The sequence below is a fragment of the Hylemonella gracilis genome (assembly GCF_004328645.1).
GTDB classification, from domain to species: domain Bacteria; phylum Pseudomonadota; class Gammaproteobacteria; order Burkholderiales; family Burkholderiaceae_C; genus Hylemonella; species Hylemonella gracilis_B.
This window is the reverse complement of sequence record NZ_CP031395.1, coordinates 2,172,080-2,198,772: the sequence shown is the minus strand read 5'-3', so window position 1 is coordinate 2,198,772 and position 26,693 is coordinate 2,172,080. Positions and strand designations below refer to the sequence as shown.

23 protein-coding genes, 5 tRNA genes and 1 pseudogene are annotated in these 26,693 nt (G+C 63.8%); 13 read left to right on the top strand and 16 right to left on the bottom strand.

Annotated elements, in window-relative coordinates:
- Positions 1 to 27: 27 nt before the first annotated feature.
- The 4 genes from lpxK to adk all read left to right on the top strand — a co-directional run bounded on the left by lpxK (position 28) and on the right by adk (position 2,922).
- The gene (gene lpxK, locus DW355_RS10445; RefSeq protein WP_131279899.1) at positions 28 to 1,086 is read left to right on the top strand and encodes a tetraacyldisaccharide 4'-kinase; all 1,059 of its coding nucleotides are present in this window, start codon (positions 28 to 30) and stop codon (positions 1,084 to 1,086) included.
- Between the two features lie 36 nt (positions 1,087 to 1,122).
- Positions 1,123 to 1,305: a Trm112 family protein gene (locus DW355_RS10440; RefSeq protein ID WP_131282593.1), complete on the top strand. Its 183-nt coding sequence runs from the start codon at positions 1,123 to 1,125 to the stop codon at positions 1,303 to 1,305.
- 39 nt (positions 1,306 to 1,344) lie between these two features.
- Positions 1,345 to 2,124 carry a 3-deoxy-manno-octulosonate cytidylyltransferase gene (gene kdsB / locus DW355_RS10435; protein WP_131279897.1) on the top strand — a complete coding sequence of 260 codons (780 nt, stop codon included), beginning with the start codon at positions 1,345 to 1,347 and terminating at the stop codon, positions 2,122 to 2,124.
- A 141-nt stretch (positions 2,125 to 2,265) separates the two neighbouring features.
- Positions 2,266 to 2,922 (top strand): adenylate kinase, encoded by a 657-nt coding sequence (adk, locus tag DW355_RS10430; RefSeq protein ID WP_131279895.1) that lies wholly within the window; start codon positions 2,266 to 2,268, stop codon positions 2,920 to 2,922.
- A gap of 154 nt (positions 2,923 to 3,076) precedes the next feature.
- On the opposite strand, the gene DW355_RS10425 is transcribed toward adk, so the two are convergent.
- The 4 genes from DW355_RS10425 to DW355_RS10410 all read right to left on the bottom strand — a co-directional run bounded on the left by DW355_RS10425 (position 3,077) and on the right by DW355_RS10410 (position 5,555).
- Positions 3,077 to 3,391 (bottom strand): H-NS family nucleoid-associated regulatory protein, encoded by a 315-nt coding sequence (locus tag DW355_RS10425; RefSeq protein ID WP_131279893.1) that lies wholly within the window; start codon positions 3,389 to 3,391, stop codon positions 3,077 to 3,079.
- 155 nt (positions 3,392 to 3,546) lie between these two features.
- Positions 3,547 to 4,011, bottom strand: coding sequence for a DUF6152 family protein (locus DW355_RS10420; protein ID WP_131279891.1), 465 nt, complete (start codon positions 4,009 to 4,011; stop codon positions 3,547 to 3,549).
- A 40-nt stretch (positions 4,012 to 4,051) separates the two neighbouring features.
- A complete protein-coding gene (locus tag DW355_RS10415) occupies positions 4,052 to 4,483 on the bottom strand; it encodes a hypothetical protein (protein ID WP_131279889.1) in 432 nt (143 codons plus the stop codon).
- A complete protein-coding gene (locus DW355_RS10410; protein ID WP_131279887.1) occupies positions 4,473 to 5,555 on the bottom strand; it encodes an asparaginase in 1,083 nt (360 codons plus the stop codon). Before DW355_RS10410 ends, DW355_RS10415 begins: the two co-directional genes overlap by 11 nt.
- A gap of 72 nt (positions 5,556 to 5,627) precedes the next feature.
- Here DW355_RS10410 and lexA point away from each other — a divergent pair, with 72 nt between their 5' ends.
- The 9 genes and pseudogenes from lexA to DW355_RS10365 all read left to right on the top strand — a co-directional run bounded on the left by lexA (position 5,628) and on the right by DW355_RS10365 (position 14,344).
- Positions 5,628 to 6,320, top strand: a complete 693-nt coding sequence (gene lexA / locus DW355_RS10405) for a transcriptional repressor LexA (protein WP_131279885.1) — start codon at positions 5,628 to 5,630, stop codon at positions 6,318 to 6,320.
- Positions 6,321 to 6,330: 10 nt separating this feature from the next.
- Positions 6,331 to 6,564 carry a hypothetical protein gene (locus tag DW355_RS10400; protein ID WP_131279883.1) on the top strand — a complete coding sequence of 78 codons (234 nt, stop codon included), beginning with the start codon at positions 6,331 to 6,333 and terminating at the stop codon, positions 6,562 to 6,564.
- 113 nt (positions 6,565 to 6,677) lie between these two features.
- Positions 6,678 to 7,703, top strand: a complete 1,026-nt coding sequence (locus DW355_RS10395; RefSeq protein ID WP_131279881.1) for a D-2-hydroxyacid dehydrogenase family protein — start codon at positions 6,678 to 6,680, stop codon at positions 7,701 to 7,703.
- An 80-nt stretch (positions 7,704 to 7,783) separates the two neighbouring features.
- Entirely contained in the window at positions 7,784 to 9,325 is a 1,542-nt protein-coding gene (locus DW355_RS10390; RefSeq protein WP_131279879.1) for a 3-hydroxyacyl-CoA dehydrogenase, read from the top strand.
- A 34-nt stretch (positions 9,326 to 9,359) separates the two neighbouring features.
- Positions 9,360 to 10,139, top strand: coding sequence for an oxepin-CoA hydrolase, alternative type (locus tag DW355_RS10385; protein ID WP_131279877.1), 780 nt, complete (start codon positions 9,360 to 9,362; stop codon positions 10,137 to 10,139).
- 119 nt (positions 10,140 to 10,258) lie between these two features.
- Positions 10,259 to 10,990 carry a Crp/Fnr family transcriptional regulator gene (locus tag DW355_RS10380; RefSeq protein WP_131279875.1) on the top strand — a complete coding sequence of 244 codons (732 nt, stop codon included), beginning with the start codon at positions 10,259 to 10,261 and terminating at the stop codon, positions 10,988 to 10,990.
- A gap of 61 nt (positions 10,991 to 11,051) precedes the next feature.
- Positions 11,052 to 12,185 (top strand): phosphotransferase, encoded by a 1,134-nt coding sequence (locus DW355_RS10375; protein ID WP_131279873.1) that lies wholly within the window; start codon positions 11,052 to 11,054, stop codon positions 12,183 to 12,185.
- 60 nt (positions 12,186 to 12,245) lie between these two features.
- Positions 12,246 to 13,546, top strand: a pseudogene (locus DW355_RS10370) (acyl-CoA dehydrogenase family protein).
- Positions 13,547 to 13,633: 87 nt separating this feature from the next.
- The gene (locus DW355_RS10365; RefSeq protein ID WP_131279869.1) at positions 13,634 to 14,344 is read left to right on the top strand and encodes a glutathione binding-like protein; all 711 of its coding nucleotides are present in this window, start codon (positions 13,634 to 13,636) and stop codon (positions 14,342 to 14,344) included.
- Positions 14,345 to 14,418: 74 nt separating this feature from the next.
- On the opposite strand, the gene DW355_RS10360 is transcribed toward DW355_RS10365, so the two are convergent.
- From DW355_RS10360 to DW355_RS10305, 12 genes are all read right to left on the bottom strand, one after another.
- Complete coding sequence (locus DW355_RS10360; RefSeq protein WP_131279867.1) at positions 14,419 to 15,654, bottom strand: HD-GYP domain-containing protein; 1,236 nt, start codon at positions 15,652 to 15,654, stop codon at positions 14,419 to 14,421.
- A gap of 130 nt (positions 15,655 to 15,784) precedes the next feature.
- Positions 15,785 to 16,411, bottom strand: coding sequence for a DUF6806 family protein (locus DW355_RS10355; RefSeq protein ID WP_131279865.1), 627 nt, complete (start codon positions 16,409 to 16,411; stop codon positions 15,785 to 15,787).
- Positions 16,412 to 16,433: 22 nt separating this feature from the next.
- A tRNA-Leu gene (locus DW355_RS10350) sits at positions 16,434 to 16,525 on the bottom strand.
- Positions 16,526 to 16,583: 58 nt separating this feature from the next.
- A tRNA-Gly gene (locus DW355_RS10345) sits at positions 16,584 to 16,659 on the bottom strand.
- Between the two features lie 10 nt (positions 16,660 to 16,669).
- A tRNA-Cys gene (locus DW355_RS10340) sits at positions 16,670 to 16,743 on the bottom strand.
- A 72-nt stretch (positions 16,744 to 16,815) separates the two neighbouring features.
- Positions 16,816 to 16,891 (bottom strand) — tRNA-Gly (locus tag DW355_RS10335).
- A gap of 74 nt (positions 16,892 to 16,965) precedes the next feature.
- On the bottom strand, positions 16,966 to 19,401 hold the full coding sequence (gene lon / locus DW355_RS10330; RefSeq protein WP_131279863.1) for an endopeptidase La: 2,436 nt from the start codon (positions 19,399 to 19,401) through the stop codon (positions 16,966 to 16,968).
- Between the two features lie 274 nt (positions 19,402 to 19,675).
- Entirely contained in the window at positions 19,676 to 20,941 is a 1,266-nt protein-coding gene (clpX, locus tag DW355_RS10325) for an ATP-dependent Clp protease ATP-binding subunit ClpX (RefSeq protein ID WP_131279861.1), read from the bottom strand.
- Between the two features lie 135 nt (positions 20,942 to 21,076).
- Complete coding sequence (clpP, locus tag DW355_RS10320) at positions 21,077 to 21,724, bottom strand: ATP-dependent Clp endopeptidase proteolytic subunit ClpP (protein WP_278249360.1); 648 nt, start codon at positions 21,722 to 21,724, stop codon at positions 21,077 to 21,079.
- Between the two features lie 156 nt (positions 21,725 to 21,880).
- Positions 21,881 to 23,194: a trigger factor gene (gene tig / locus DW355_RS10315; RefSeq protein ID WP_131279859.1), complete on the bottom strand. Its 1,314-nt coding sequence runs from the start codon at positions 23,192 to 23,194 to the stop codon at positions 21,881 to 21,883.
- Between the two features lie 78 nt (positions 23,195 to 23,272).
- Positions 23,273 to 23,359, bottom strand: a tRNA-Leu gene (locus DW355_RS10310).
- Positions 23,360 to 23,539: 180 nt separating this feature from the next.
- A complete protein-coding gene (locus DW355_RS10305) occupies positions 23,540 to 26,689 on the bottom strand; it encodes an efflux RND transporter permease subunit (protein WP_131279857.1) in 3,150 nt (1,049 codons plus the stop codon).
- Between the last annotated feature and the right edge of the window lie 4 nt (positions 26,690 to 26,693).

Genomic DNA, 26,693 nt, shown 5'->3' with positions numbered 1-26,693 from the left:
GGCACATCGTCCCTGTCTTCCCCGCCCATGCGTGCGCCCGCCTTCTGGCAAGCCCCTCTTCCCGGCCAGCCCCGTCCCTGGCTCGGCCGCTGCGCCCTGCTGACGCTGTGGCCGCTGTCTCTGCTGATGCGGCTGCTGGTGCGCCTGCGCCAGGGGCTCTACCTCAGTGGCATGTTCAAGCGCCACGCCGCGCCCGTGCTGGTGATCGTGGTGGGCAATGTGGTCGCGGGCGGCGGAGGCAAGACGCCGACCGTCATCGCCCTGGTGGAGCACCTGCGCGCCCGCGGTCTGAAGCCGGGCGTGATCTCCCGCGGGTATGGGCGTCGAAAGTCGGCCCGAGGGGAGGACTGCCGCGAAGTACGTCCTGACAGCCCCGTGGACCAGGTGGGCGATGAGCCAGCGCTGATCCGTCGACGCACGGGCGTGCCGGTCTTTGTCGCGCGACAGCGCATCGAGGCCGCCCGGGCCCTGCTGGCGGCGCACCCGGAGGTCAACATCCTGGTCAGCGATGATGGCCTGCAGCACCTGGCCCTGGCGCGCGACATCGAAGTCTGCGTCTTCGGAGACCGTGGCCTGGGCAATGGCCTGCTGCTGCCCGCCGGGCCGCTGCGCGAGCCCTGGCCACGGTATGTGGACTTGGTGTTGCACACCGGGCAACGGCCGGCTTTCACTGGCCACGCGGCACGGCGCGCGCTCGCAAGCACGGGCGTGGATGCCAACGGCCGCGGCATCGCCTTGGACAAACTGCAGGGGCCCCTGGTGGCCGTGGCGGGCACGGCCCAGCCCCAGGCCTTCTTCGACATGCTGCGTGACCGCGGTCTGACCCTGGCACGCGTGGACGCACTGCCCGATCACGCGGACCCGTCGGACTACGCCCATTGGCACGCGGAACTGCAGCAGGAATTCGCCACCAACCCGGTGACCGTGCTCTGCACCGAAAAGGACGCCTTTAAACTGTGGACGGTCTGCCCTGGGGCGCTCGCCGTCCCCCTGGTGTTCGAATTGCCCCAGGCCTTTCTGGACGAGTTCGACCGCCTGCTTCACGCCGCCTTCGCGGCGCATCTATCATCCGCCTACACGCACTGACCCCGCGCCCGCGCAGCGCGCCCACACACCATGAGCCTGGACACCCGATTGCTGGAACTGCTGGTCTGCCCCGTGACCAAGGGCCCGCTGGAATACGACCGCGACAAGCAGGAGTTGCGCTCGCGCAGCGCACGCTTGGCCTACCCGATCCGCGACGGCATTCCCGTGCTGCTGGAGAGCGAGGCCCGGACCCTGTCCGACGCGGAGCTCGAACGATAAGCCCCTGGGCCATGCAGTCCCTCTCTAGATTTTGTTCCGATGTCTGACACCACCGTCCTCATTCCGGCGCGGCTTGCCTCGTCCCGTTTGCCCAACAAACCCCTGGCCGACATTGCTGGCCTGCCCATGATCGTGCGCGTGGCACAGCGGGTGCGCGGTGGCCTGCCAGGCGATGTACGCGTCGTCGTCGCCACGGATCACACCAGCATCCAGCATGCCTGCGAGCAGCACGGCGTGCAAAGCATCCTCACACGTGCCGATCATCCCAGCGGCAGCGACCGCTTGGCCGAGGCCTGCGAACTGCTGGGCCTGCCAGACGAGGCCACCGTCGTCAATGTGCAGGGTGATGAGCCGCTCATCGATCCCGCCCTGGTCCGGGCGGTGGCCGAGCTACTGGCCCAGCGACCCGAGGCCAGCATGAGCACCGCGGCCCACCCGATTCACGACGTTGCGGAATTCGGCAATCCCAACGTGGTCAAGGTGGTGCTCGACGCCCGCGACCTGGCGCTCTATTTCAGCCGTGCACCCATCGCCTGGTGGCGCGATGGCTTTGCACAAGGCTTGCGTGAATTGCCACCGCCGGGCGAGAAATTCGCCACGCCGCTGCGCCACATCGGCATTTACGCTTACCGCGTGGGTTTCCTGCGCCAGTTTCCGAAGTTGTCGGCGGCGCCCATCGAAAACAGCGAGGCGCTGGAACAGTTGCGTGCACTGTGGCACGGCCACCGTATTGCGGTGCACATCACGCAGGATGCGCCCGGCCCTGGTGTCGATACACCGGAGGATCTGGAACGGGTGCGCAAGCTGTTTGCGCACTGACAACCACGCACCGAGGATTACCCTGAGAGTGCGGCGTGCGGGCCAGGCGACGCCAGCTTGCCATGCTATCCTCAAGCATCCCCCGCAGGCTGCCCCCTTGTGGTGCCCGGCCTGCGTCACAACTCTTCCCGAGGACATCCCATGAGACTGATCCTGTTGGGCGCCCCCGGCGCCGGCAAGGGCACGCAAGCGGCCTTTCTCTGCAGAAAATACGGCATCCCGCAGATCTCGACCGGCGACATGCTGCGCGCCGCCGTCAAGGCAGGTACGCCTCTGGGGCTGCAGGCCAAGGCAGTGATGGAGTCGGGCGGTCTGGTCAGCGATGACCTGATCATCAACCTCGTGAAGGAACGCATCGCCCAGCCGGATTGCGCGCCAGGGTTTCTGTTCGACGGTTTCCCGCGCACCATTCCCCAGGCGGAGGCCATGAAGGCTGCGGGCGTCAAACTGGACTACGTGCTGGAAATCGACGTGCCCTTTGACGCCATCATCGAACGCATGAGCGGCCGTCGCTCGCACCCGGCCTCGGGCCGCACCTACCACATCAAGTTCAACCCGCCAATCGCGGCAGGCAAGGACGACATCACGGGCGAGCCCCTGGTACAACGCGACGACGACAAGGAAGAAACCGTCAAGAAGCGCTTGGACGTCTACAGCGCCCAGACGCGTCCGCTCGTGGACTACTACAGCCAGTGGGCGGCAAAGGATCCGGCGGCTGCGCCCAAGTACCGCAAGATCAGCGGCCTGGGCAGCGTGGACGAGATCACGCAGCGGGCGCTGCAGGCGCTGGACGCCTGATCCCGGCGACCCGATAAAACGCAAAGGCCTGCATGGTGCACCCATGCAGGCCTTTCGTCTTTGGCGCCAGGGGCCCGCTCACCGATCCTGCGAGCAGGGCAGTTCGCCTGTGTTGACCCGATGCACCGGGTACCCCGGCCTTCGCAACTGCGGATCAGGACGACACAGCCGTCTGGAACTGTGCCTTGTTCGCAGCGCCTTCCACCCACGCCGGCGCACGGCCACGGCCTGACCAGGTCTCGCCGGTTTCAGGGTTTCTGTACTTTGCCTCGACGGCATCGGCGGACGGGGCACTGACCGTGGGCTGGGCGATCTCTTTCGCCGTGAACTTGTGCTTGGCCACCAGTTCGCGCACGGTCTGCAGGGCACCATCACGCTCCTGCTGGCGCAGTTCGGCAATGCGCTTCTCGTAGCTGGCCTTCTGTGCCTCCAGTTGCTCCAGACTCAGGTTGTTGATTTCAGGGCTCATGGTTTTCGTTCCTAGGGTTACCGGCTGGATGCGAAAGGATTGCGTCCAGATCCATGGACTGATTTTTTAATCAGTAAATGGTATTTTATACAGTATTTTGAATTTTGGGCAAGGTGCACGCTGACGGACCCGGGGCTTTTTCCCTGGCCTGCCGCTTACATTGGGCTGGAGCGCAAACCGTAGGCCTGCTGGCCGACGAACAGGTATTCCGCCCGCAAGAGTGCTTCGCCCTTTTCCTCGACGAAAGTGAAGCCCAGCACCCCGACCTCGTCGCCGACCTTGAGCGGCGTGACGCCCCAGGCGTTCATGCGCGACAGCGGGGCCAGTTCGACCTCCCAGCGCCGATCCTGGCGACGCGGCAACTGGGCCTGCACCAGCAAGGCGGCGCCATCCACCGGCGCGCTTTGAGCGGGTAGCCGGCGCTGTCGCAGATCGACCGGCAGGTTGGGGGTCACGGGCCGCTCCAGCACGAATTCCGCATGGGGGTTCTGCCAGCGCACGCTGACCACGAGGCCTTGCAGCCAGATGGGGCGTTGCTGGTCAAAACTGCTCCAGCCATGGTGGGCCCGCGCGGCCCCGGGCAGGGTCAGTGCGGCGAGGACAAAGTGACGGCGTTGCATGGGACATCCTCCTCCAGACAGATGGTCAAAATGCCGGGAATCACAGGTAGGCGATCCAGCGGCCGCAGCCCAGCACGGCCAGCCAAATCAGGGTGGACAAGGCCATCTGTACCCGCGCGAGCGCGTCTAATTTGTCCAGGGAAGCCCGGCCATGGAACCAGCCCGCATTACACGCCGCCGCCAATAACAGCAACATCTTGCAGGTGAATGCGCGGTTGGCGATCAGCTCGGCGGCTTGGGCGGCAAACATCAGCAAGCCCGATACGGCTGCCAGCCCGAATCCCACCACGGCCAGCGTCAGTGCAAGGCGAGCGAGATCACGCACGGGCAAGGTCGCGCCCCATCCGAACACCCGCAGTTCAAGCAGCAGCAGATTGCCCAACAAGAGGGCGACGCCGGCCAGATGCAGCACTTCCAACACGGGATAGGCCCAGGCGCTGGACACAATGCCGGCGATGAAGTCAGTGCCCATCGAGGAGGTCAAGCATCAGAGACAGGCGTGCCTTGACCGGGCTCAGGTCGGTGGCCGCGAAACCCGCGCCCTCATCCGCACTCGCCCGCATGCCAGCTTTCAACCCACCTTCGGTGCAGCGGGTGGCTAGCAAGATCCGCACGCCGCGTGCCTGCGCGCGCTCCAACGCGACCTCCAGTTCCCGGTGCACGGTGCCATTGCCCGTGGCCGCGACCACCAGGCCACGCAGGGGCGGGAGAGCCAACTGCCGGGACAGGTCGGCATCACACATCATGTGCACCATGGCGCCGCTGGCAGCGGCGTGGCTGAACAGAAGCTCGACGCGTGGCCATGCCGAGACGGTCAGCGCCGACTCCAGGGCGCCCGCAGGTGCCTCCAAAGGCCAAACCACATCGTGCGCGTGCTGAGCCCCACCTTGTGCGTCCGTCACCGGCGACCATCGCACGGCCAGCCCACCCGCGCCCGCCGGATCGTCCACAAGTTGCCCTGCATCGGGCCGCCCACTCGAACGAAAGGCGTCGAGTCGGGTCGCATGCACCTTCTGCACCGCATGTGCCCGCATGACACGACGGGCGCACACGGCCAGCACACCCCGCGCCTGCGGGTCGACCAGCACCTGCAGGGCGTCGCGCAGATTGCCCGGCCCGTCTGCGTCCGGCGCATCGGCGGGTCGCATGGCACAGGTGAGCACCAGCGGCTTGCCGAGCTCGCGCAGCAACGGCCCCAGCAGCGCCTGCAGGAGCCAGGCGGTTTCTTCCAGCGTATCGGTACCGTGGGTGATCAGCACACCGCGTACATCGGCCTGCGCCAGCCAATGCCGACAACGCCGCAGCAACGCCTGCCAGACCGGCAGGTCCATGTCCTTGCTGTCGATCTGGGCCACCTGCTCGCTCTGGATCGTGAGTCCCTTCAGCGCGGGCGCAATGGCCAGACCCGTCAACAAGTCCTCGATCGGCTTCTGCCCCGCCACATAAGCCCCGGCGCCCTTTTCCGGCGTGGAAAGCCCGGCAATCGTGCCTCCGGTGCCGAGAACCACGATTTTTTGCGCCTTGTCGGAAGTTTTTGCTTGCATTCTCTGAAAAACTGTTGAAAAATACAGTTACTGGATATGAAGACAGTTGGATAGCAATACAGGAGCCACACCATGGACTTGCCGAACGACACCCCTCCCGCCAAGCTCACGGCCCGCCAGCAGCAGATTCTGGACCTCATCCAGAGCGCCATCGCCAACACAGGCGCTCCGCCCACCCGCGCCGAAATCGCCAACGAGCTGGGCTTCAAGTCCGCCAACGCGGCGGAAGAGCACTTGCAGGCCCTGGCACGCAAAGGTGTGATCGAACTGGTCAGCGGCACCTCGCGCGGCATCCGGCTCAAGGGCAAGGCACTGCGCGCCACCTTGTCTTCGTCCTTGTCCAGTATCGGTGAAAAAGTGGCCACGGGCGTGGCGCAACTGGCCCTGCCCCTGGTGGGTCGTGTGGCTGCCGGCTCGCCCATCCTCGCTCAGGAACACGTTGATCAGACCTACTACGTCGAAAGCTCCCTGTTCCAGCGCAAGCCGGACTACCTGCTCAAGGTGCGCGGCATGTCCATGCGCGACGCGGGCATCATGGACGGCGACCTGCTGGCCGTTCAGGCCGTCAAGGAAGCCAAGAACGGCCAGATCGTGGTGGCTCGTTTGGGCGAGGAGGTCACCGTCAAGCGCTACCGCCGCAACAAGGACGTGGTGGAGCTGCTGCCCGAGAACCCGGACTACCAGCCCATCGTGGTCGAGCCCGGCGATGCTTTTGAAATTGAAGGTCTGGCCGTGGGCCTGATCCGTAACACCATGCTGATGTGAGGAAACCGCCATGTCCGCGATGACTCTGCCCGCCCCCCGGTTCTTCTCGCTCAGCAGCGCGTCGGCGCTGCGGGTGCCTCTGAATGTGCCTGCTCGTCCCGCTGTGCGCGTGGTACGCGCCCGATCCAGCGTGCCGGCAAACGACCTTTCCAGCACGGCACAACGCATGGTCATTTCCGGCCGCATGGCCGAAGTCTGCGCCGAGCTGGAACGCATGACGGCCGGGGTCGCGGCCTATCGCTGAACCTTGCCGGCGCCCCGTGTCAATACCGTTCCCAGGCCTCTGACAGCAAGCCTCGACCCCGACAGTCCCGCGCACGACGGTCGAGGCAAGAGCACCCATGCACAATAAGGTGCATGAACACCGTGATATTGGACGACCACCAGGATGTCGTCCGCCACCTGCAATGCACCGTCAAACTGGCCGGGCTCCCCTGGAAGGCCTACACCAACACCGTCAAAGGCCTGGGGCAACTCGCCATCCGCTTGCATGACGCCGAAGCACTGGTGCTCATCCGCGAGCGCACACCCATCACCCGTGCCCTGCTGGACAAACTTCCGAAGCTAAGGTTCATCAGCCAGACCGGCCGCATGGGCACACACATCGATCTGGCCGCATGCACGGAACGGGGCGTCGCCGTGGCCGATGGTGCGGGCAGCCCCATTGCGCCCGCAGAACTGACCTGGGCATTGGTGATGGCGGCGACCCGACGCCTGCCGCATTACATCGGCAACCTCAAGCAAGGCATCTGGCAAAGGACCGGTTTCGACAAGGCCGGAGGAAGCACTGGCGACGGCACCGGCTGGCCACCTGCCTTCGGCCTGGGTGTCGCCCTGCACGGCAGGACGCTGGGGCTTTGGGGCTACGGCAAGATCGGGCAGATGGTGGCGGCTTACGGCCGGGCCTTCGGCATGCGGGTGCTGGTCTGGGGCAGCGAAGGCTCGCGACAGAAAGCCAAGCAGGACGGTTTCGAAGCTGCGGCCAGCCGTGAGGATTTTTTCTCGGCCAGCGACGTGCTGAGCCTGCACCTACGCCTGAACGAGGCCACACGCGGCATCGTGACCGCGCAGGATCTAGCCCGCATGCAGCCCACGGCCCTGCTGGTCAACACCTCGCGCGCGGAGCTGATCGCCCCCGATGCGCTGCTGCACGCACTGCGCCAAGGCCGGCCCGGCCTGGCGGCCATCGACGTGTTCGAGTCCGAACCGATCGCGCCCGACCATCCCCTGCTTGGTCTGGGCAACTGCATCTGCACGCCGCACATCGGCTACGTCGAGAGGGACAACTACGAGCTGTACTTCGGCACGGCCTTCGACAACTTGCTCAACTTCGTCCAGGGCCGGCCCAGCAATATCGTGAATCCCGAGGCCCTGGCGCGCTGAAGCCCGCGCCGGACCGTCCACCAAGCCACGCATTGAACCGGCCCAGGAGGCCGAGTCGTCCCCCGATAATCTCCCCGACCATGAGTCCATCGTCACCGGAATCCTCGCCCATCTTCTCCCGCGTCGCCCTGATCGGAGCCGGCGCCATGGGCCGGGGCATCGCGCAGATCGCTGCCCAGGCGGGCAGTACCGTCACTCTGTACGACACAAACGCCGCAGCCATCGAGGCCGCTCTGCAATCCATCAGCGAACAGTGGGACAAGCTGGCCACCAAGGGCCGCATGACGGCGGAGGCCGTCACCGCGAGCAAGGCCCGCTTGCGCGGCGCCTCCCGTCTGAGCGAACTGGCGAACTGCGATCTCGTCATCGAAGCCATTGTCGAAAACATCGAGGTCAAGCAAAGACTCTTCGCCGAGCTCGAAACCATCGTCAATCCAGAGGCGGTGCTGGCCACCAACACCTCGTCCCTGTCGGTCACGGCAATCGCGGCCGCGCTGCGACGCCCACAGCGACTGGCGGGTTACCACTTCTTCAACCCCGTGCCCCTGATGAAGGTGGTCGAGGTCATCCCGGGCCTGAAGACCGATGCGACCGCCTGCAAACAGCTCTCCGTCTACGCTCGACAGATGGGGCACCAAGCCGTGCTGGCACAGGACACACCAGGCTTCATCGTCAATCACGCCGGCCGCGCCTACGGCACCGAGGCCTTGCGCATCTCCAGCGAAGGCGTGGCCGACTACGCGACCATCGATCGCATCCTGCGCGATCAGGTGGGCTTCAAGCTCGGACCCTTCGAGCTGATGGATCTGACCGCGCTGGACGTGTCTCACCCGGTGATGGAATCCATCTACCACCAGTATTACGAGGAAGCACGCTACCGACCCAGCGTCATCACGGCCCAGCGCCTCGCGGGTGGTCTGCTGGGTCGCAAGACCGGCGAGGGCTTCTACCGCTACGTGGAAGGCCAGGCCGAGCTGCCTCCCGAACCGCCCGTGCCTCAAGTGGCGGAATTGCCCCCGGTCTGGGTGTCCCCGCGCGCCGCGCGCCGTGTCGAGCTGTACCAGTTGCTGAAAGACCTGGGTGCGCGCATCGAGACCGGCCAGTCGCCCTCGGCAGCGGCACTGACGCTCGTCGCCCCGCTGGGCCATGACGTGACGACTGTGGCCGTGGTCGAACGCCTGGACCCGGCGCGTACCGTCGGCATCGATCTGTTGGTCGAAGACGCCGCCACCCGACGCCGAGTGCTGGCCACCAACCCAGTCACCCGCCATGACATGCGCGACGCCGCCCATGCCCTGTTCGCGCGCGACGGCAAGGCCGTCAGCGTGATCCGCGACAGCGGCGGTTTTGTGACACAGCGCGTGGTCGCGGGCATCGTCAACGTGGCGGCGGACATCTGTCAGCAACGCATCTGCACGCCCGTCGACCTGGAGACGGCGGTCACGCTGGGATTGGGTTATCCGCTCGGACCCCTGGCCATGGGGAACCGCTACGGCCCCACGAACGTGTTGGAAGTGCTGTTCAATCTGCAGACCGTCTATGGCGACCCGCGCTACCGCCCGAGCCCATGGCTGCGTCGACGAGGCGCCATCGGCCTGTCCCTGCTGCATGAAGAAGAATGAACAAGAGTCACAAGCAACCCTGGAGCAAGCAGGAATGAGCGCACAACTCAAGAGCAGCAGCGAAGGTCAGACCATGGTGCTGACCCTCTCCAACCCAGGCCGGCGCAACGCGCTGGGCCCCGCCATTTACGCCGCCGGCATCGAGGCTTTGAACGTGGCCGAAACCAACCCGGATGTACGCAGTGTCATCCTGACCGGCGGCGAGGGCATGTTCTGCGCGGGCGGCGATCTGAACCGCCTGCAGGCCAATCGACAGCAGCCTCCCGAGGTACAGGCGCAGAGCATCGATCAATTGCACGGCTGGATCGAGTCCATCCGCGCCTTTCCCAAGCCGGTCATCGCCGCCGTGGAAGGCGCTGCCGCGGGCGCGGGGTTCGCGCTCGCGCTGTCCTGCGACTTCATCGTCGCGGCCAGTGACGCGGTCTTCGTGATGTCCCACGGCCAGGTCGGCCTATCGCCCGATGGCGGCGCCAGCTGGCACCTCACACGCAGCCTGCCTCGGCAATTGGCCAGCGAGCTGCTGCTCGGCGGTGAGCGCATCGGCGCACCGCGCCTGCACGCCCTGGGCCTGGTCAACCGCGTCAGCGAACCCGGACATGCCCTGGACACGGCGCACGCCCTGGCCAGACAACTGAACGGCAAGGCGCCCAATGTGCTCACCAGTGGCAAGGAGTTGCTCGAATCAGGCACGCACAACACCTTGCACACGCATCTGGCCGAGGAGCGCGGTCATTTCGTTCGCAACCTGCATCACCCGAATGCGGGCATCGGCATCGCCGCTTTCCTGAACCGGCAGACGCCGGAGTTCGAGTGACTCCGCTCCAATGAAACGACCCACCAGCCAGAAACGCCTCGCCACCTGACCTCGCGACCGTCACGCACAAGACAGGCCCGCAGCCCACGAAACCGCCCGAGTCACCCAGCGGACAGACCATGGACGAACCCAAACTTACCATTGAGGAACGGACTGCGATCAACGCGGGCCGCTGGTTCTCTTCCCTATCGCCCACCCTCCGTCACGACATCCTGCGATGCGCCTACGTCCTGCGTCACAAAGACGGCGAGCTGCTGGCCGCCCGCGGCGACCCACCCGAGGATTGGATCGCCTGCGCCAAAGGCGCCATTCGCGTGAGTTCGACCACGCTGGCGGGCAAGCAGATCACCCTGGCCTACGTGGAGCCGGGCGTCTGGCTGGGCGACACGGCGCTCTTCGACGGCGATCTGCGCACCCACGATGCCTATGCCCATGGCGAGACAAGCACCTTGCGCGTGGCAAAAGCCGATTTTCAGAAGCTGCTGGACACCCATGCAGAGCTGTACGCGGCCTTGCTGCGCCTGCAGGCACGGCGCATCCGCTCGCTCTACGGCCTGGTCGAGGACCTCAACACCCTGCCCTTGCGCGCGCGCCTGGCCAAGCAGCTGTTGCACCTGGTGCGCAGTTATGGCACGCCGTCTCTGCACGCGGCGAACGAGACCCGCATCGGCCTGCATCTGGCGCAAGAAGAACTGGCGCAGCTGCTGGGCGCCTCCCGCCAACGCGTGAACCAGGAACTCAAGGCCATGGAGCGCGAGGAAGCCATCCGCATCGAACCCGGCGGCCTGGTGGTGCGCAGTCGCGAGGCGCTGATGCGCATCGTCGAGGTGGAGCAGGCGCGGGAACCCTAGCCGCGTCGGCACGCCGGGCGTGAGGGCATGAAACACGGACAAGACAAGACGCGAGGAGACCATGCCCACGAACGAAAATGAACGCGATAACCCCTATGTCGGCACGCGGCCCGTCCCGGCCACCCATGCCTTCGACACGGCGGTCCTGCAAGCCTGGCTGACGCAGCATCTGCCCGGATTCAGCGGCCCGCTGACCGTGGAGTCCTTCAAGGGCGGTCAGTCCAACCCGACCTACAAGCTGATCACGCCCACGCGCAGCTATGTGATGCGCGCCAAGCCCGGGCCGGTCGCCAAGCTGCTGCCCTCGGCCCATGCCATCGAGCGCGAATACGCCGTGATGCGCGGCCTGGCAGGAACCGAGGTACCCGTGCCTGCGATGCTGGCCCTGTGCGAGGACGAGGCCATCATCGGTCGCGCCTTCTACATCATGGCTTTCATGCCCGGGCGCGTGCTGTGGGAACAATCCCTGCCTGGCTTGGCACCCACGGAGCGCCGCGCCATCTACCTGGAAATGAACCGCGTGATCGCGGCGCTGCACAAAGTGGATTTCACCGCGCAGGGCTTGGCGGGGTATGGCAAGCCGGGCGCCTACGTGGAGCGCCAGATCGCGCGCTGGGGCAAGCAGTACCGCGCCTCGGCGGACGGTGCGGGTGAGCTCTCGCAACCCATCGCGGAAATGGAACAGCTGCTGGACTGGCTGCCCACGCACCTGCCAGCCAGCGCCCGTGACGACAGCCTGGTCAGCATCGTGCACGGCGACTACCGGCTCGACAACTTGATGTTCGATGCCACGGCGCCGCGGGTGATCGCCGTGCTGGACTGGGAACTCTCTACCTTGGGTCACCCCCTTGCGGATTTTGCCTACCACTGCATGGCTTGGCACATTCCACCGGGTGACTTCCGCGGCATCGGGGGCCTCGACCTGCAGACCATGGGCATTCCACTCGAAGAGGAATACATCGCCCTCTACTGCGAGCGCACGGGCAACCACGGCGGACGCGTCACCCCCGCCACGTTGCACGCGGACTGGAATTTTTACCTGGCCTACAACCTGTTCCGCATCGCGGCCATCCTGCAAGGCATTGCCAAGCGCGTCGAAAACGGCACGGCCGCAAGCGCGCAGGCGCGCAAGTCCGCCGCCGGCGCGCGCCCCATGGCTGCGTTGGCCTGGCAGTTCGCGCGACAGAACGGCTAGCGCGCCACCTCAATCGACGCGACGCGCGAGCACCGACACCACGACACCCAAGGAGACGCCATGGATTTCGACTATTCCCCCGGACCCAGGAGTTGCGCGCGCGCCTGCAGCGCTTCATGGACGAACACATCCACCCCCATGAATCCACTTACCATGAGGAACAGGTCGCCAACACCGCAGCGGGGCGCCGTTGGACGCCTCTGCCCCTGATCGAGAAACTGAAGGACCAAGCGCGGGCCCGGGGCTTGTGGAACCTGTTCCTGCCGCGCGACAGCGCGGAGATCGCGGGTGTCGCGGGCACCGACTGGGGCGGCGCGGGCCTCACTAACCAGGAGTATGCGCCGCTGGCCGAGATCATGGGCCGGGTGCCCTGGGCTTCGGAAGTGTTCAACTGCTCCGCGCCCGATACCGGGAACATGGAAACCATCGCCCGGTACGGCAGCACCGAGCACCGTTCGCAATGGCTGCGCCCCTTGCTCGAAGGGAAGATTCGCTCAGCCTTCGCGATGACCGAACCCGACGTGGCCTCCAGCGACGCGACCAACATTGCCACGCGCATCGAGCGCACGCCTGGAAAGACCGGCGAGGACTACGTCATCAACGGCCGCAAGTGGTGGACCTCTGGCGCGGGCGACCCGCGCTGCGCCATCTACATCGTCATGGGCAAAACCGATCCCGAGGCGGCACGCCACTCGCAGCAGAGCATGGTCCTGGTCCCGACGAATACACCAGGCATCACCGTGATGCGACCCTTGACCGTCATGGGCTATGACGACGCACCCCACGGGCACATGGAGGTGGATTTCAAGCATGTGCATGTCCCCGTGTCCAACATACTGCTGGGCGAAGGCCGCGGCTTCGAGATCGCCCAAGGCCGCCTGGGGCCGGGGCGTATCCACCACTGCATGCGACTGATCGGTCAGGCCGAGCGCGCACTGGAATACATGTGCAAGCGGGCTTCGTCCCGCGTGGCCTTCGGCAAGCCCGTGGCCGCGCAGACCGTGACGCAGGAACGCATTGCCGAGGCACGCTGCCAGATCGACATGGCCCGCCTGCTCACGCTCAAGGCCGCATGGATGATGGACACGGTGGGCAACAAAGTCGCTCAGACAGAGATTGCGATGATCAAGGTGGTGGCCCCCAGCATGGCCTGTCAGGTGATCGACTGGGCCATGCAGGTCCACGGAGGCGGTGGACTCAGCCAGGACTTCCCGCTCGCCTACAGCTGGGCCCATGCGCGCACATTGCGCTTCGCCGACGGACCGGATGAAGTGCACCGCAACGCCATTGCCAAATGGGAGCTGGGCAAATACGCCGCGAACCCCAGGCTCGTGGAACCGCCCATCACCCGGGGCTACTGACGCCGATCACGGAAACGACGCACAATCTAGGGACTCGTTTTCCCTGCAAGCCGCGCCAGGGTGCGGCTTGCGTTTCCGGAGTTTTTTATGATCGACGTCTATTCCTGGCCTACGCCCAACGGCCACAAGGTTCACATCATGCTGGAGGAATGTGGCCTGCGTGAGGGCCACGACTGGCATGCGCACCCTGTCAACATTGGCGAAGGTGACCAGTTCAAGCCCGAATTCCTCAAGATCAGCCCGAACAACAAGATCCCGGCCCTGGTGGACAGTCAGGGTCCTGACGGCCAGCCCATCAGCCTTTTCGAATCCGGCGCGATCCTGCTCTACCTGGCCGGCAAGTTCGGCAAATTCCTGCCTGTCGACGTCCGGGGCAAGTACGAAGTGCTGCAATGGCTGATGTTCCAGATGGGGGGCGTCGGCCCGATGCTGGGCCAGGCCCACCACTTCCGCCTGTACGCGCCGGAAAAGATCGGTTATGCGATCAATCGCTACACCAACGAAACCAAGCGTCTTTATGGTGTGATCGACAAGCGCCTGGCGCGCAGTCGCTGGCTGGGTGGCGCCGAATACTCCATCGCCGACATCGCCGTGTTCCCCTGGCTACGCGGCTGGCAGGGTCAAGGCATCACCCTGGGTGACTACCCCAATCTGGAATCCTGGTTCTACAAGATCGAGGCTCGTCCCGCCGTACAACGCGGCACGCAGGTCCTGGCCCACCTGCGCAAGTCCACACCGACGCCCAGCGACAAGGAACGGGAAGTGCTTTACGGCACGACGCAATACGAGCGTCGCTGAGCGATACCACCGGTCTTGGGTGTGCGCGAACACCAGGACGCGTGGCCCGCTGCGTGGGTCAGGCGGCCCTCAACTCAAGCCACGGCCCAGAACTGATCCAGGCCCTCGAATTCCCATTCGACCGGGTCCTCCCGACCAACGATGCGCTCAATCACGTTGGAGGAAGAAAGATCCACCGTCTGCGGCGCGATGTGGGCGGTCCGGTCGACCGAGTAGAACACCTTGACCACGGGCTTGGTCAGAGCCTTAGGAGACTGCTCGATGACCACAGCCAGCACGGCCCCCCACCGGTCCGAGGACAACCGCAGCAAGGAGCCGACCGGGTAGATGCCCAGACTCTTGACGAAGGCCTGGAAAACCCGGTGGTCAAAATGACCTCGTGACCACTCGGCCATCTTGTGCAGCGACTGAGCCGGATCCCAACCGGCCTTGTAGGGTCGGTCGGAGGTGATGGCGTCGTACACATCACACACCGCCCCCATCTTGGCAAACAGGCTGATTTCCTCGTCTTTCAGGCCTTCCGGATAACCTGAACCGTCCACCTTCTCGTGGTGGTGCAGGCAGACATCCAAGGCAACCGGATCCAGATTGCCTACGCTTTGCAGCATGCGGTAACCATCGATCGTGTGCTTCTTCATCACATCGAATTCGGCCGGAGTCAACTTGCCAGGCTTGTTCAGCACCTGCGGGGGCGTGACGGCCTTGCCCAAGTCATGCAGCAGACCCGCCAGACCGGCGGACCGAGTCTGCGCCTCGCTCAAGCCCATCTGCCTGGCCAACGCAATCATCAAGGCGCAAACCGCCACCGAATGCATGTAGGTGTAGTCGTCGGCGGTCTTGAGGCGTGCGAGGCTGATCAAAGCGCTTGCATTGCGCGAGACAGAGTCGGAGATTTCTTCCACCAGATGCTGGGCCTGGGCCGCGTCCACGGTCTTGCCCATGCGGGCCTCCTGGAACATGGACATGACCGCCTGCTTGGACTGTTGGCAGATCTGGGCCGCGCGGGACAGCTCCTCGTTGATGGGAACGGGTTCCGTCCCCAGGGGCGGACGGGCCGCCGCGTTCAATTCCAGCTGGGCCTCGAAGGCCGCCTGCTCCTCGGTCTCGACCTCGGTCCCCGCAGGAACGTCCAGTCCCTTGCTGCTGTCGATCCAAACCTCGCGGATGCTGCTCTCCAGTATGCGCTCGAGGTCCTTGGGATCGGTCAGCAGAAAACTGTCGCGCCAAAAGGGATGCTCCTGCCAGGAACCTCGCAGTTCTTCGACCCACATCCCCATTTTCAGCGACTCGACGCGTATGCATTTAAGCATGACAGGTTCTCCCCGCACCCAGCATTGATCGTAACATCAAGCCCACTGATGCGGGATCACCAATATTGGGGAGGACGGGACAAACGCGGCGATGAGCATCCGTCCAGGCGCGTGAAGAGTCTGGGCGGAATCAATGCAGATGGCGTGGCTTGCGACCACCACCATGGCCACCAGTCCCACCCGCGCCTCGCGGCGGCTTGCCAATTTCCAGCGAATTGACCAGCGCGTCGTAGCGACTGCGAAAGAGATTGTCGATCTCACCGACCAGGCCACTCAGCTCGGCCGCGTCGAAATGCCGCTCCATGACATGGATCACGTCCTGCACCAGCAGATCGCGCTGCACCTGCATGATGGCGCCTGGGTTGGGGCCGACGAAAAGCATCAGGAAGTCATCCCGCGACTCCGTTTCCGGATCCGCTTCTTCTTCGTCGAACTCCACGTCGTAGAACGTCACCTCGATCCCCGCGCCTGCCTGAGACAGCTCGTTGAGGCTCATGCACATCTCGTCGAGGGACTGGCGAAAATCTTCATCGCCCTGCACTGTCCAGCACAGGCGCAGCATGTGCTCCTCCGAATCGAAACGGATGCCGGGCTCGTCCTCGTAGTGGCTGTGCGCCCCTTCAGCCAGGGTACGGGCACCGACATACTTCCAGAGCGGTTTCAGTGCCTCTTGAATTTGGTCAAAAGCCACGTCTGCGCGCAATGGCACATCACCGTGAACATGAATTTCAAACGGAGCGTCGTAGCTGCTGGCCATAAAGAGGGTCGGTGTGGGTGCTTGGTGCCTCGAACCGGGGTCGAACCGGTACGCGCCCTTTCAGGCTGCGGCGGATTTTAAGTCCGCTGTGTCTACCAATTTCACCATCGAGGCGGCAGAATGACTATCTGCCCGATTGTGAAGCAAACGGCAAAACGGGAGGCCAAAGAAATGGAGCGGGAAACGAGGCTCGAACTCGCGACCTCAACCTTGGCAAGGTTGCGCTCTACCAACTGAGCTATTCCCGCGCTGTGTACCTGGAGGCGCGATCCGGAGTCGAACCGGACTAGACGGATTTGCAATCCGTTGCATAACCGCTTTGCTATCGCGCCTTCAAAACTTCCAGTCCCGAGCCACCGGGGCTGAATAAAAAAGGGAAGCATGGGCTTCCCTTTTCGGAATCTTGGAGCGGGAAACGAGACTCGAACTCGCGACCTCAACCTTGGCAAGGTTGCGCTCTACCAACTGAGCTATTCCCGCGTTAAGAGACCACGATTATAGATCGAATTTCGCGCTCGTCTTCGATACGAGCGCGAAATTTTTTCATGCCGCCCTCAGTGCTTCAGCGAGTCCTGCTTCGCCTCGGGCGCGGCAGGCGTCACCGCCTCCACCGCGGTGGGGCCGTCATCCGGCAGAGGTGTGGGCAGACGTTCAAGTGCAATCTCCAACACCTTGTCGATCCACTTGACCGGAACGATGTTCAAGCCGCTCTTGACGTTGTCCGGAATCTCCTGAAGGTCCTTGACGTTCTCCTCGGGAATCAGCACGGTCTTGATGCCGCCGCGCAGGGCCGCAAGCAGTTTTTCCTTCAAGCCGCCAATCGCGGTGACTTCGCCCCGCAGTGTGATTTCGCCCGTCATGGCCACTTCACCGCGCACGGGGATGCCGGTCATGGCCGAAACCATGGCGGTGGTCATCGCCGCGCCAGCGCTGGGCCCATCCTTGGGCGTCGCGCCGTCGGGCACGTGCACGTGCAGGTCCCGCTTCTCGAAGTACTCATCTGGAATACCCAGGCTACGTGCACGGCTGCGCACCACGGTGCGCGCGGCCTCGACCGACTCCTTCATCACATCACCCAGTGAGCCGGTGCGCGTGATGTTGCCCTTGCCAGGCATGAGCGCGGCTTCGATGGTGAGCAGATCGCCACCCACTTCCGTCCAGGCCAGGCCCACGACCTGTCCGACCTGGTTCTGTTGTTCAGCGCGACCGTAGTTGAACTTGCGCACGCCCAGGTACTCATGCAGGTTCTCCGCGGTCACCTGAACCTGAGGCGTCAATTTTTTGAGCTGCAAGCCCTTGACCACCTTGCGACAGATCTTGGAGATCTCACGTTCCAGCGAACGCACGCCCGCCTCGCGGGTGTAGTAGCGCACGATGTCGCGGATCGCGTCTTCCGCGATCAGCAACTCCTCGTCCTTGACGCCATTGTTCTTGAGCTGCTTGGGGCTGAGGTAGCGCTTGGCGATATTGACCTTCTCGTCCTCCGTGTAACCCGACAAGCGGATGACCTCCATGCGATCCAGCAAGGCAGGCGGGATGTTCATGGAGTTCGAAGTGGCGACGAACATCACATCTGACAGGTCGAAATCGACCTCCACGTAGTGGTCACCGAACTTGTTGTTCTGTTCCGGATCGAGCACCTCCAGCAGGGCGCTCGACGGGTCACCACGGAAATCAGTGCCAAGCTTGTCGATCTCGTCCAGCAAGAAAAGCGGATTGCGCGTGCCGACCTTGGCCAGCGACTGCAACACCTTGCCGGGCATGGCGCCGATGTAGGTCCGGCGATGGCCACGGATCTCCGCCTCGTCACGCATGCCCCCCAGGGCCATGCGCACGTACTTGCGCCCCGTGGCCTTGGCGATCGACTGCCCCAGCGAGGTCTTGCCCACGCCAGGCGGGCCAACCAAGCACAGAATGGGTGCCTTGACCTTGTCCACGCGCTGCTGCACCGCGAGGTACTCAAGAATGCGGTCCTTGACTTTTTCCAGGCCGAAATGGTCCTGGTTCAGAACCTCCTCCGCATTCGCAAGGTCGTGCTTGATCTTGGTCTTCTTGCTCCAGGGCAGGCCAACCAGCGCGTCAATGTAGTTGCGCACCACGGTGGCTTCGGCCGACATGGGCGACATGAGCTTGAGCTTCTTGAGCTCGTTCTCGGCCTTCTTGCGTGCCTCGGCGGGCATGCGGGCCAGCTTGATCTTTTTCTCGATCTCCTCAAGGTCGGCGCCGTCCTCGCCTTCGCCCAATTCCTTCTGGATGGCCTTGACCTGCTCGTTCAGATAGAAATCGCGCTGATTCTTCTCCATCTGACGCTTGACACGACCACGAATGCGCTTGTCCACGTTGAGGATGTCGACTTCGCGCTCGATCTGCTCGAACAGGTTCTCCAGCCTGTCCTTCACTTCGGACAGGCCCAGCACGGTCTGCTTGCTCTCCAGCTTGAGCGGCAGATGAGCAGCGATGGTGTCGGCCAGGCGCCCGGGATCATCGATGCTCGAAATCGACGTCAGGATCTCGGGAGGGATCTTCTTGTTGAGCTTGACGTATTGGTCGAACTGCTGCATCACGGCACGGCGCAAGGCCTCGATTTCGCTGCTCAGCTTCTCGCCCAGGACATCCGCCGGCGCGGCTTGAACCGGCAACACCGTGGCGGTGAAATGGGTTTCGCCTTCCGTGATGTTCTGCACGTTCGCGCGTTGCTGCCCCTCGACCAGCACTTTCACCGTGCCATCGGGCAGCTTCAGCATCTGCAGGATGGTGGAAACGCAGCCCACGTCGAACATGTCCGACACCTGGGGCTCGTCCTTGGCCGCAGCTTTCTGCGCCACCAGCATGATGCGACGCTCGGCTTCCATCGCGGCCTCCAGGGCCTTGATGCTCTTGGGGCGCCCGACGAACAGCGGGATCACCATATGGGGAAAGATGACCACGTCGCGCAGCGGCAGCAGTGGCAATTCCAGGGGTTCAGGCGGCAGATGGGTTTGACCAGACATGGCGGGTCCTTGCAGTGTTTTTGTTGAGCAGGCGGTGACTGGTGCTTAGATGCGGGGGCGATCCTATTTTTCCAGTCCTGCGGAGCATATTAAGCCGCCAGGAATGCTAAGAAAGATTTGTGCTTCCAAATCCACGAAGGAAACAGCGGAAAACCGATCGCTTTCCACATTCCACCGTTTTTTGCCAACTTTTCGGGCGAAACATGAGCATCGAGGCCGATTTGCTTCGGGCGGGCGCCTGGGCACTGGCCGGCTCCCGGTTCGTACATGCTCTTCAGGCCTGCTTGGCCGCCTCGCGGTAGACCAGCAGCGGCGGTTTGTGTTCCTCGATCGTGGACTCATCCACCACGACCTTCTCTACATTGTTCAAGGTCGGGAGGTCAAACATCGTGTCGATCAAGGACTGCTCCATGATGGAGCGCAGCCCACGCGCGCCGGTCTTGCGGGCCAGGCTTTTCTTGGCAATCGCGGCCAGGGCCGTGGGGCGGATTTCCAGTTCCACGCCCTCCATCCCGAACAACTTGGCGTACTGCTTGACCAGCGCATTCTTGGGCTCGGTCAGGATCTGCACCAGCGCGTCCTCGCTCAACTCGGCCAAGGTGGCGACCACGGGCATGCGCCCCACGAGTTCAGGGATCAAGCCGTACTTGATCAGATCTTCCGGCTCGACTTCCTTGAACACTTCCGTCAGGCTGCGCTGGGCTTTGCTTTTGACGGCAGCACCAAAGCCGATGCCGGACGATTCCGTGCGGCGCTCAATCACCTTCTCCAGGCCGGCGAACGCGCCACCGCAGATGAAGAGGATGTTGGTGGTGTCGACCTGGATGAAATCCTGATTCGGGTGCTTGCGCCCGCCCTGGGGTGGCACCGAGGCCATCGTGCCCTCGATGAGCTTGAGCAGCGCCTGCTGGACGCCTTCGCCCGACACATCACGCGTAATGCTGGGGTTGTCGCTCTTGCGCGAGATCTTGTCGATTTCGTCGATGTAGACGATGCCGCGTTGGGCTTTCTCGACCTCGTAATTACAGTTCTGTAGCAACTTGGCGATGATGTTCTCGACGTCCTCGCCCACATAACCAGCTTCCGTCAGAGTGGTGGCATCCGCCATCACAAAAGGCACATTGAGCTGTCGCGCCAGGGTCTGCGCCAGCAGCGTCTTGCCCGAGCCGGTGGGACCAATCAGCAAGATATTGCTCTTGGACAACTCCACCTCATCCTTGCGCGCGGTTTCCTTGTGCTGCAGCCGCTTGTAGTGGTTGTACACCGCGACGGCAAGCGTGCGCTTGGCGGGGTCCTGACCGATCACGTAGTTGTCCAGATTGGCCTTGATCTCGGCTGGAGCTGGCAGGCTACCGCGCCCCGCGTTCTGCTCGGTGGGCGCGGGCAGTTCATCGCGGATGATTTCATTGCACAGCTCAATGCATTCGTCGCAGACGAAAACGGAGGGGCCGGCAATCAGTTTGCGGACCTCATGCTGACTCTTGCCGCAGAAAGAGCAGTACAAGGTCTTTTCGCTGGATGTGCTTTTTTTGTCGGCCATATGTTCATCACCTTCCTTGCCCACCGGGAAATTCCCGGGCAGATCATAACCAAGCGCGCGGCCTGTTAGGGCGGGCAATCCAGGCCTCGAAAAAGGTCCTGGTTTTGCCATGCAAAAACCGCGCCGCGAGGAGGCTCAGGGCCGTTTCGCGATCACCTGGTCAACCAGGCCGTAGTCCTTGGCTTCGTCGGCCGACAGGTAGTAGTCACGTTCGGTGTCGCGCTCAATCTTTTCCAGCGGCTGGCCCGTGCGCTCGGCCAGGATCTTGTTCAGTTGCTCGCGTGTCTTGAGGATTTCTCGGGCATGGATCTCGATCTCCGTTGCCTGGCCTTGTGCGCCACCGAGCGGCTGGTGGATCATGATCTTGGAATTGGGCAGGGAAAACCGCTTGCCCTTGGCGCCTGCCGCCAGCAGGAAAGCGCCCATGCTGGCCGCCATGCCGATGCACAGGGTGGACACGTCGGGCTTGATGAAGTTCATCGTGTCGAAGATGGACATGCCCGCGCTCACGCTGCCACCCGGGGAATTGATGTAGAGCGAAATCTCCTTGTCGGGGTTCTCGCTTTCCAGGAACAGCAGTTGCGCCACCACCAGGTTGGCGGTCTGGTCGTTCACCGGCCCCACCAGGAAGATCACACGCTCGCGCAGCAGGCGCGAGTAAATGTCGTAGGAACGCTCGCCACGCCCCGACTGCTCGATCACGATCGGCACCATGCCCAAGGCTTGCGTTTCGGTGGCGCCGTGGTAGGCGGTGGGGTGAGCGACAGAGTTGCGCAGATTCATGTTGACTCCAAATGAGAGACCCGGACTTTATCGCCATTTATATAACGGAAATCCGGCAAGGCCCGTGAACAGCGGTCAGGCCGCCGTTCAAGCAAATGGGGCCTGCCGCCAGGACTGCAAGCCCGGCTCAGGCCCCATTCACGCGCGACGACGAGATCAGCCAGGCTGACCCATCAGGTCATCGAAGGAAATCGACTTGTCCGACACCTTGGCCTTGGACAGCACGAACTCGGTGACGTTGTTTTCGATCACCACAGCTTCGACCTCGGCCATGCGGCGGTTGTCGCTGAAATACCAGCGTTTGACCTCTTCCGGACGCTCATAGCTGGCAGCCAGCTCGTCCACGTGCGCCTTGATCTGCTCGGCCGTGGCTTCCAGCTTGTTGGCACGCACCAACTCAGCCACCACCAGGCCCAGGCGCACGCGACGCTCGGCTTGCGGGGTGAAGAGTTCGGTCGGGATCGGGGCCTTGTCGGCGTCCTTGATGCCACGGGCCTTCAGGTCGGCGCGCGCGCTCTCGACCATGCGGTCCAGCTCGGCCGCGACGATGCTCTTGGGCAGGTCGAGCTCGGCCTTGGCGATCAGGGTGTCCATGACCCCCTGCTTGTTGCGCGCCGCCAGGCGAGCCTTGACCTCGCGCTCCAGGTTCTTGCGGATATCCGCCTGCAAAGCTGCTACCGTGCCTTCGGCCACACCCAGGGATTTGGCCAGGGCGTCGTCCACTTCGGGCAGATGCGCAGCCTCGATCTTCTTGACCGTGACCAGGAAATCGGCGGTCTTGCCTGCCACGTCCTGCCCGTGGTAGTCCGCGGGGAAAGCGAGGGGGAAGGTCTTGCTTTCACCCGTCTTCATGCCACGCACGGCCTCTTCGAACTCCTTGAGCATCTGGCCTTCGCCAACCAGAAACTGGAAGCCGTCGGCCTTGCCCCCTTGGAAGGGCTCACCATCGATCTTGCCTTCGAAATCCACCGCCACGCGGTCACCATCCTGGGCAGCCTCGTCCTTGCCACGCTGGGCAAAACTTCGACGCTGCTTGCGCAAGATCTCGACGGTTTTCTGGATGGCCGCGTCACTGACTTCGGCATTGACCTTTTCGATTTCGGCACCAGCGAGATCTCCGATCTTCACTTCGGGATAGACCTCGAACACCGCGTCGAAGCTGACCTGGCCCTCGGGCGCGTTTTCTTTCTCGGTGATGCGCGGCTGGCCCGCGACACGCAGTTTGGCTTCGTTGGCGGCGGCGGCAAACGCCTCGCCCACCTTGTCGTTCATCACCTCGTACTGCACCGAGAAGCCATATCGCTGGGCCACGACGCTCATCGGTGCCTTGCCAGGACGGAAACCATCCATGCGCACGGTGCGCGCCAGCTTCTTGAGGCGTGCGTCCACCTCGGTCTTGATCACGTCCACCGGCAGGTTCAGGGTGATCTTGCGCTCGAGCTTCTCGAGGGTTTCAACGGTAACGGCCATGGTCTACTCCAAAAAATCGACGATTCGGACAGATCGGGACAACTACAGCGGCCTTGGCCGCCAGGAATTGCCACTGTGTGGTGCGCGGGGGGGGACTCGAACCCCCACACCCTTGCGGGCGTCAGGACCTAAACCTGGTGCGTCTACCAATTTCGCCACCCGCGCAAGGAAAGACAAAAGGCGGTCATCACAAGCCTCTTGGCTTGCAACACCGCCTTACGAAATCGGTGAACCGACTATTTTAACCGGGCCGACACCCTGATTCCTCGCCCCTGGCTGGGTATCCCGCAAGGCTTTTCTCCCTGCGGGACTCTGCCCATGCCGAGGGTCCCTCCTGCGCACCGCTCAATACAAGGCCGGTTTGTCACGCTTCACGCGGAACCATGCGGCGTACATCGCCGGCAAGGCCAGCAGCGTCAACACGGTCGCCACGATCAGCCCCCCCATGATGGCCACGGCCATCGGGCCCCAGAACACGCTGCGTGACAGAGGGATCATCGCCAGCACCGCCGCCGCCGCGGTCAGCACGATGGGGCGCAGGCGTCGCACCGCGGACTCGACGATCGCATCCCAGGTCGGCACGCCGTTCGCGCGCTCCTGCTCGATCTGATCGATCAGGATCACCGAGTTGCGCTGGATCATGCCCATGAGCGCGATCACGCCCAGCAGCGCGACGAAGCCAAAAGGCCGATTGAACAGCAGCAAGGCCGCTGCCACGCCCGCGATGCCCAGCGGGCCCGTCAGGTAGACCAGCAGGGCACGGCTGAAGCTCTGCAATTGCAGCATCAGCAGGGTGAAGGTGATGAAAAGCATCACCGGCAGGCCGGCAGCGATCGAACTGGAACCCTTGGAGCTTTCCTCCACGGTGCCGGCCACCTCGATGTGGTAGCCATTCGGCCAACGCGCTTCCAGGGCCTTGAGCGCGGGCAGCAGCTCTGCGGTCACGGTCGCGCCCTGCAGGCCCTCGGCGATGTCGCTCTGCACCGTGATGGCGTAATCGCGGTTCTGGCGCCACATCACGCCCGGCTCCCAGGTGAACTGGGGCTTGGCAATCTGGGTCAGCGGAATCTGGCGGCCGGTGGCCGTGGGCAGATAGGCGTTGCCCAGGTCGGTGACGGCATCGCGCTCGTCCAGCGGTTGGCGCAGCACGATATCGATGAGCTTATCCCCCTCGCGGAACTGCCCCACCGTCGCGCCAACCAGCGTGGTCTTGGTGGCCTGAGCGATGGACTGGCTGGTCACACCCAGGGCGCGGGCCTTGTCCTGATCCACTTCCAGGCGGATCGCCTTGACCGATTCGTTCCAGTTGTCGTTGACACCCCGCGTGTTCGTGTTCTCGCGCATCACCGCCTTCACCTCGTCGGCGCGCGCGCGCAACACCGTCGGGTCCGCCCCCATCACGCGGAACTGCACGGGATAGGCCACCGGCGGCCCGTTGGGCAGCAACTTGACGCGCCCGCGCACCTCCGGGAATTCCTGGGCCAGCACCACCGGCAGCTTCAGCCGCAGCGACTCCCGCACCTTCAGATCTTTCGACATGACAATGAGCTGGGACACATTGGTCTGCGGAAACACCTGGTCCAGAGGCAGGTAGAACCGCGGGACACCAGAACCCACCCAGGTGCTGACGGCGGTGACGCCTTCCTCCGCCATCAGACGTCGCTCCACGCGGCGCGTCACTTCCTCGTTGGCCGCGAAGGACGTGCCCTCGGGCAACCACAGATCCACCAGGATTTCCGGGCGCACGGAATCCGGAAAGAACTGCTGCTGCACGCGGCTCATGCCGACCAGGCCGAGCGCGAAGGTCAGCAAGGTAGCACCGATGGTCAGCCACCGGTGCTGGACGCACCAGTTGACCGTGCGGCGAAAGACTTGGTAGAACGGCGTGTCGAAATGCTCGTGATGCTCCGTACCCGCCGCCGCGGGCTTGACCTTGAGCAGCACATTGCCCAGGTAGGGCACGAAATAGATCGACGCCAGCCAGGACAGCACGAGGGCAATGCCGGTGACCGCAAAAATGGCGAAGGTGTATTCCCCGGTCGAAGACTTGGCCATGCCGATGGGCAGGAAGCCCGTGGCCGTGATCAGCGTGCCGGTCAGCATCGGCATGGCCGTCACCTCGTAGGCAAAGGTGGCGGCGCGTGCCTTGTCGTAGCCCTCCTCCATCTTGCGCACCATCATCTCGACGGCGATGATGGCGTCGTCCACCAGCAGGCCCAGCGCGATGATGAGTGACCCCAGTGACACCTTGTGCAAGCCGATGCCCCAGTAGTGCATGGCCAGGAAGGTCACCGCCAGCACCAGCGGAATGGTGATGCCCACCACCAGCCCTGGACGCATGTCCACGTACCAGCGGCGCCACAGTGGCAGCGGACGGCCCACCGGGGTCTCACGCTTGTGCAAACCCAAACTGAGGAAACTGACCGCGAGCACGATCACCACGGCCTCGATCAGCACATGCACGAACTCGTTGACCGACTCGGACACGGACCGCGGTTGATCCTGCACCTGCAGCAGGCGCACGCCCGCCGGCAAGGTTTTTTCGATGCGCGTCGAGACCGCCTTGAGCGCCTTGCCCAGCGCGATGATGTCGCCCCCCTTGACCATGGACACGCCCAGGGCGATGACTTCACGTCCATCATGGTGGACCTTGACCGTCGGCGGGTCCGCATAGGCGCGCGTGATCGTGGCAATGTCGCCTAGGCGCAGTTGTGCGCCCGAGGTGCCGCGGATCGGCATCTCGCGCAACTCGTCCAGCGCGTTGAACTGCCCGGCCACGCGCACCTGCACCACGTCCAGCGGCGTCTGCACCGCCCCCGCGCTTTCCACGGCGTTCTGCTGGCCCAGCTGGGCCAGCACCTGGTTCATGTCCAGCCCGAGCTGCGCCGCCGTCTTCTGCGAGATCTCGACGAAAACCTTCTCGTCCTGCGCGCCGAACAGCTCGACCTTGGCCACATCGGGCACGCGCAACAGTTGCTGGCGCGCGTCATTGGCGAAGTCCTTGAGTTCGGCGTAGCTGAAGCCCTCGGCCTCCAGGGCGTAGATGACCCCGTACACGTCACCGAAATCGTCGTTGAAGTAAGGGCCCTGGACACCCGAAGGCAGGGTATGGCGCATGTCGCCCACCCGCTTGCGCACCTGATACCAGGTGCCCGCCACGTCGGACGGGGGCATCGAGTCCTTGAGGTTGAAAACGATCTGGGACTCACCCGGCTTGGAATAGCTGCGGATCTTGTCGGCGTAGGGCACCTCCTGCAGGGTGCGCTCCAGCTTGTCCGTCACTTGCTCGGCCACTTGTTGCGCGGTGGCCCCTGGCCAGGTGGTGCGCACCACCATGGCCCGGAAGGTGAAAGGCGGATCTTCGTCCTGCCCGAGCTGGAAATAGGCCGCCATGCCCAGCACCATCAGCACCACCATCAGGTAGCGCGTCAGCGCGGGATGCTCTAGGGCCCAACGCGAGGGGTTGAAGCCCTTTTTAGGTTCCATCTGCGTCATGGCA

What these genes read in the sequence shown, in the direction of transcription:
- lpxK (WP_131279899.1), top strand. Translation starts at nt 28, where the DNA reads ATGCGTGCGCCCGCCTTCTGGCAAGCCCCTCTTCCCGGCCAGCCCCGT.
- kdsB (WP_131279897.1), top strand. Translation starts at nt 1,345, where the DNA reads ATGTCTGACACCACCGTCCTCATTCCGGCGCGGCTTGCCTCGTCCCGT.
- adk (WP_131279895.1), top strand. Translation starts at nt 2,266, where the DNA reads ATGAGACTGATCCTGTTGGGCGCCCCCGGCGCCGGCAAGGGCACGCAA.
- DW355_RS10425 (WP_131279893.1), bottom strand. Translation starts at nt 3,391, where the DNA reads ATGAGCCCTGAAATCAACAACCTGAGTCTGGAGCAACTGGAGGCACAG.
- DW355_RS10420 (WP_131279891.1), bottom strand. Translation starts at nt 4,011, where the DNA reads ATGCAACGCCGTCACTTTGTCCTCGCCGCACTGACCCTGCCCGGGGCC.
- DW355_RS10415 (WP_131279889.1), bottom strand. Translation starts at nt 4,483, where the DNA reads ATGGGCACTGACTTCATCGCCGGCATTGTGTCCAGCGCCTGGGCCTAT.
- DW355_RS10410 (WP_131279887.1), bottom strand. Translation starts at nt 5,555, where the DNA reads ATGCAAGCAAAAACTTCCGACAAGGCGCAAAAAATCGTGGTTCTCGGC.
- lexA (WP_131279885.1), top strand. Translation starts at nt 5,628, where the DNA reads ATGGACTTGCCGAACGACACCCCTCCCGCCAAGCTCACGGCCCGCCAG.
- DW355_RS10400 (WP_131279883.1), top strand. Translation starts at nt 6,331, where the DNA reads ATGTCCGCGATGACTCTGCCCGCCCCCCGGTTCTTCTCGCTCAGCAGC.
- DW355_RS10395 (WP_131279881.1), top strand. Translation starts at nt 6,678, where the DNA reads ATGAACACCGTGATATTGGACGACCACCAGGATGTCGTCCGCCACCTG.
- DW355_RS10390 (WP_131279879.1), top strand. Translation starts at nt 7,784, where the DNA reads ATGAGTCCATCGTCACCGGAATCCTCGCCCATCTTCTCCCGCGTCGCC.
- DW355_RS10385 (WP_131279877.1), top strand. Translation starts at nt 9,360, where the DNA reads ATGAGCGCACAACTCAAGAGCAGCAGCGAAGGTCAGACCATGGTGCTG.
- DW355_RS10380 (WP_131279875.1), top strand. Translation starts at nt 10,259, where the DNA reads ATGGACGAACCCAAACTTACCATTGAGGAACGGACTGCGATCAACGCG.
- DW355_RS10375 (WP_131279873.1), top strand. Translation starts at nt 11,052, where the DNA reads ATGCCCACGAACGAAAATGAACGCGATAACCCCTATGTCGGCACGCGG.
- DW355_RS10365 (WP_131279869.1), top strand. Translation starts at nt 13,634, where the DNA reads ATGATCGACGTCTATTCCTGGCCTACGCCCAACGGCCACAAGGTTCAC.
- DW355_RS10360 (WP_131279867.1), bottom strand. Translation starts at nt 15,654, where the DNA reads ATGCTTAAATGCATACGCGTCGAGTCGCTGAAAATGGGGATGTGGGTC.
- DW355_RS10355 (WP_131279865.1), bottom strand. Translation starts at nt 16,411, where the DNA reads ATGGCCAGCAGCTACGACGCTCCGTTTGAAATTCATGTTCACGGTGAT.
- lon (WP_131279863.1), bottom strand. Translation starts at nt 19,401, where the DNA reads ATGTCTGGTCAAACCCATCTGCCGCCTGAACCCCTGGAATTGCCACTG.
- clpX (WP_131279861.1), bottom strand. Translation starts at nt 20,941, where the DNA reads ATGGCCGACAAAAAAAGCACATCCAGCGAAAAGACCTTGTACTGCTCT.
- clpP (WP_278249360.1), bottom strand. Translation starts at nt 21,724, where the DNA reads ATGAATCTGCGCAACTCTGTCGCTCACCCCACCGCCTACCACGGCGCC.
- tig (WP_131279859.1), bottom strand. Translation starts at nt 23,194, where the DNA reads ATGGCCGTTACCGTTGAAACCCTCGAGAAGCTCGAGCGCAAGATCACC.
- DW355_RS10305 (WP_131279857.1), bottom strand. Translation starts at nt 26,689, where the DNA reads ATGACGCAGATGGAACCTAAAAAGGGCTTCAACCCCTCGCGTTGGGCC.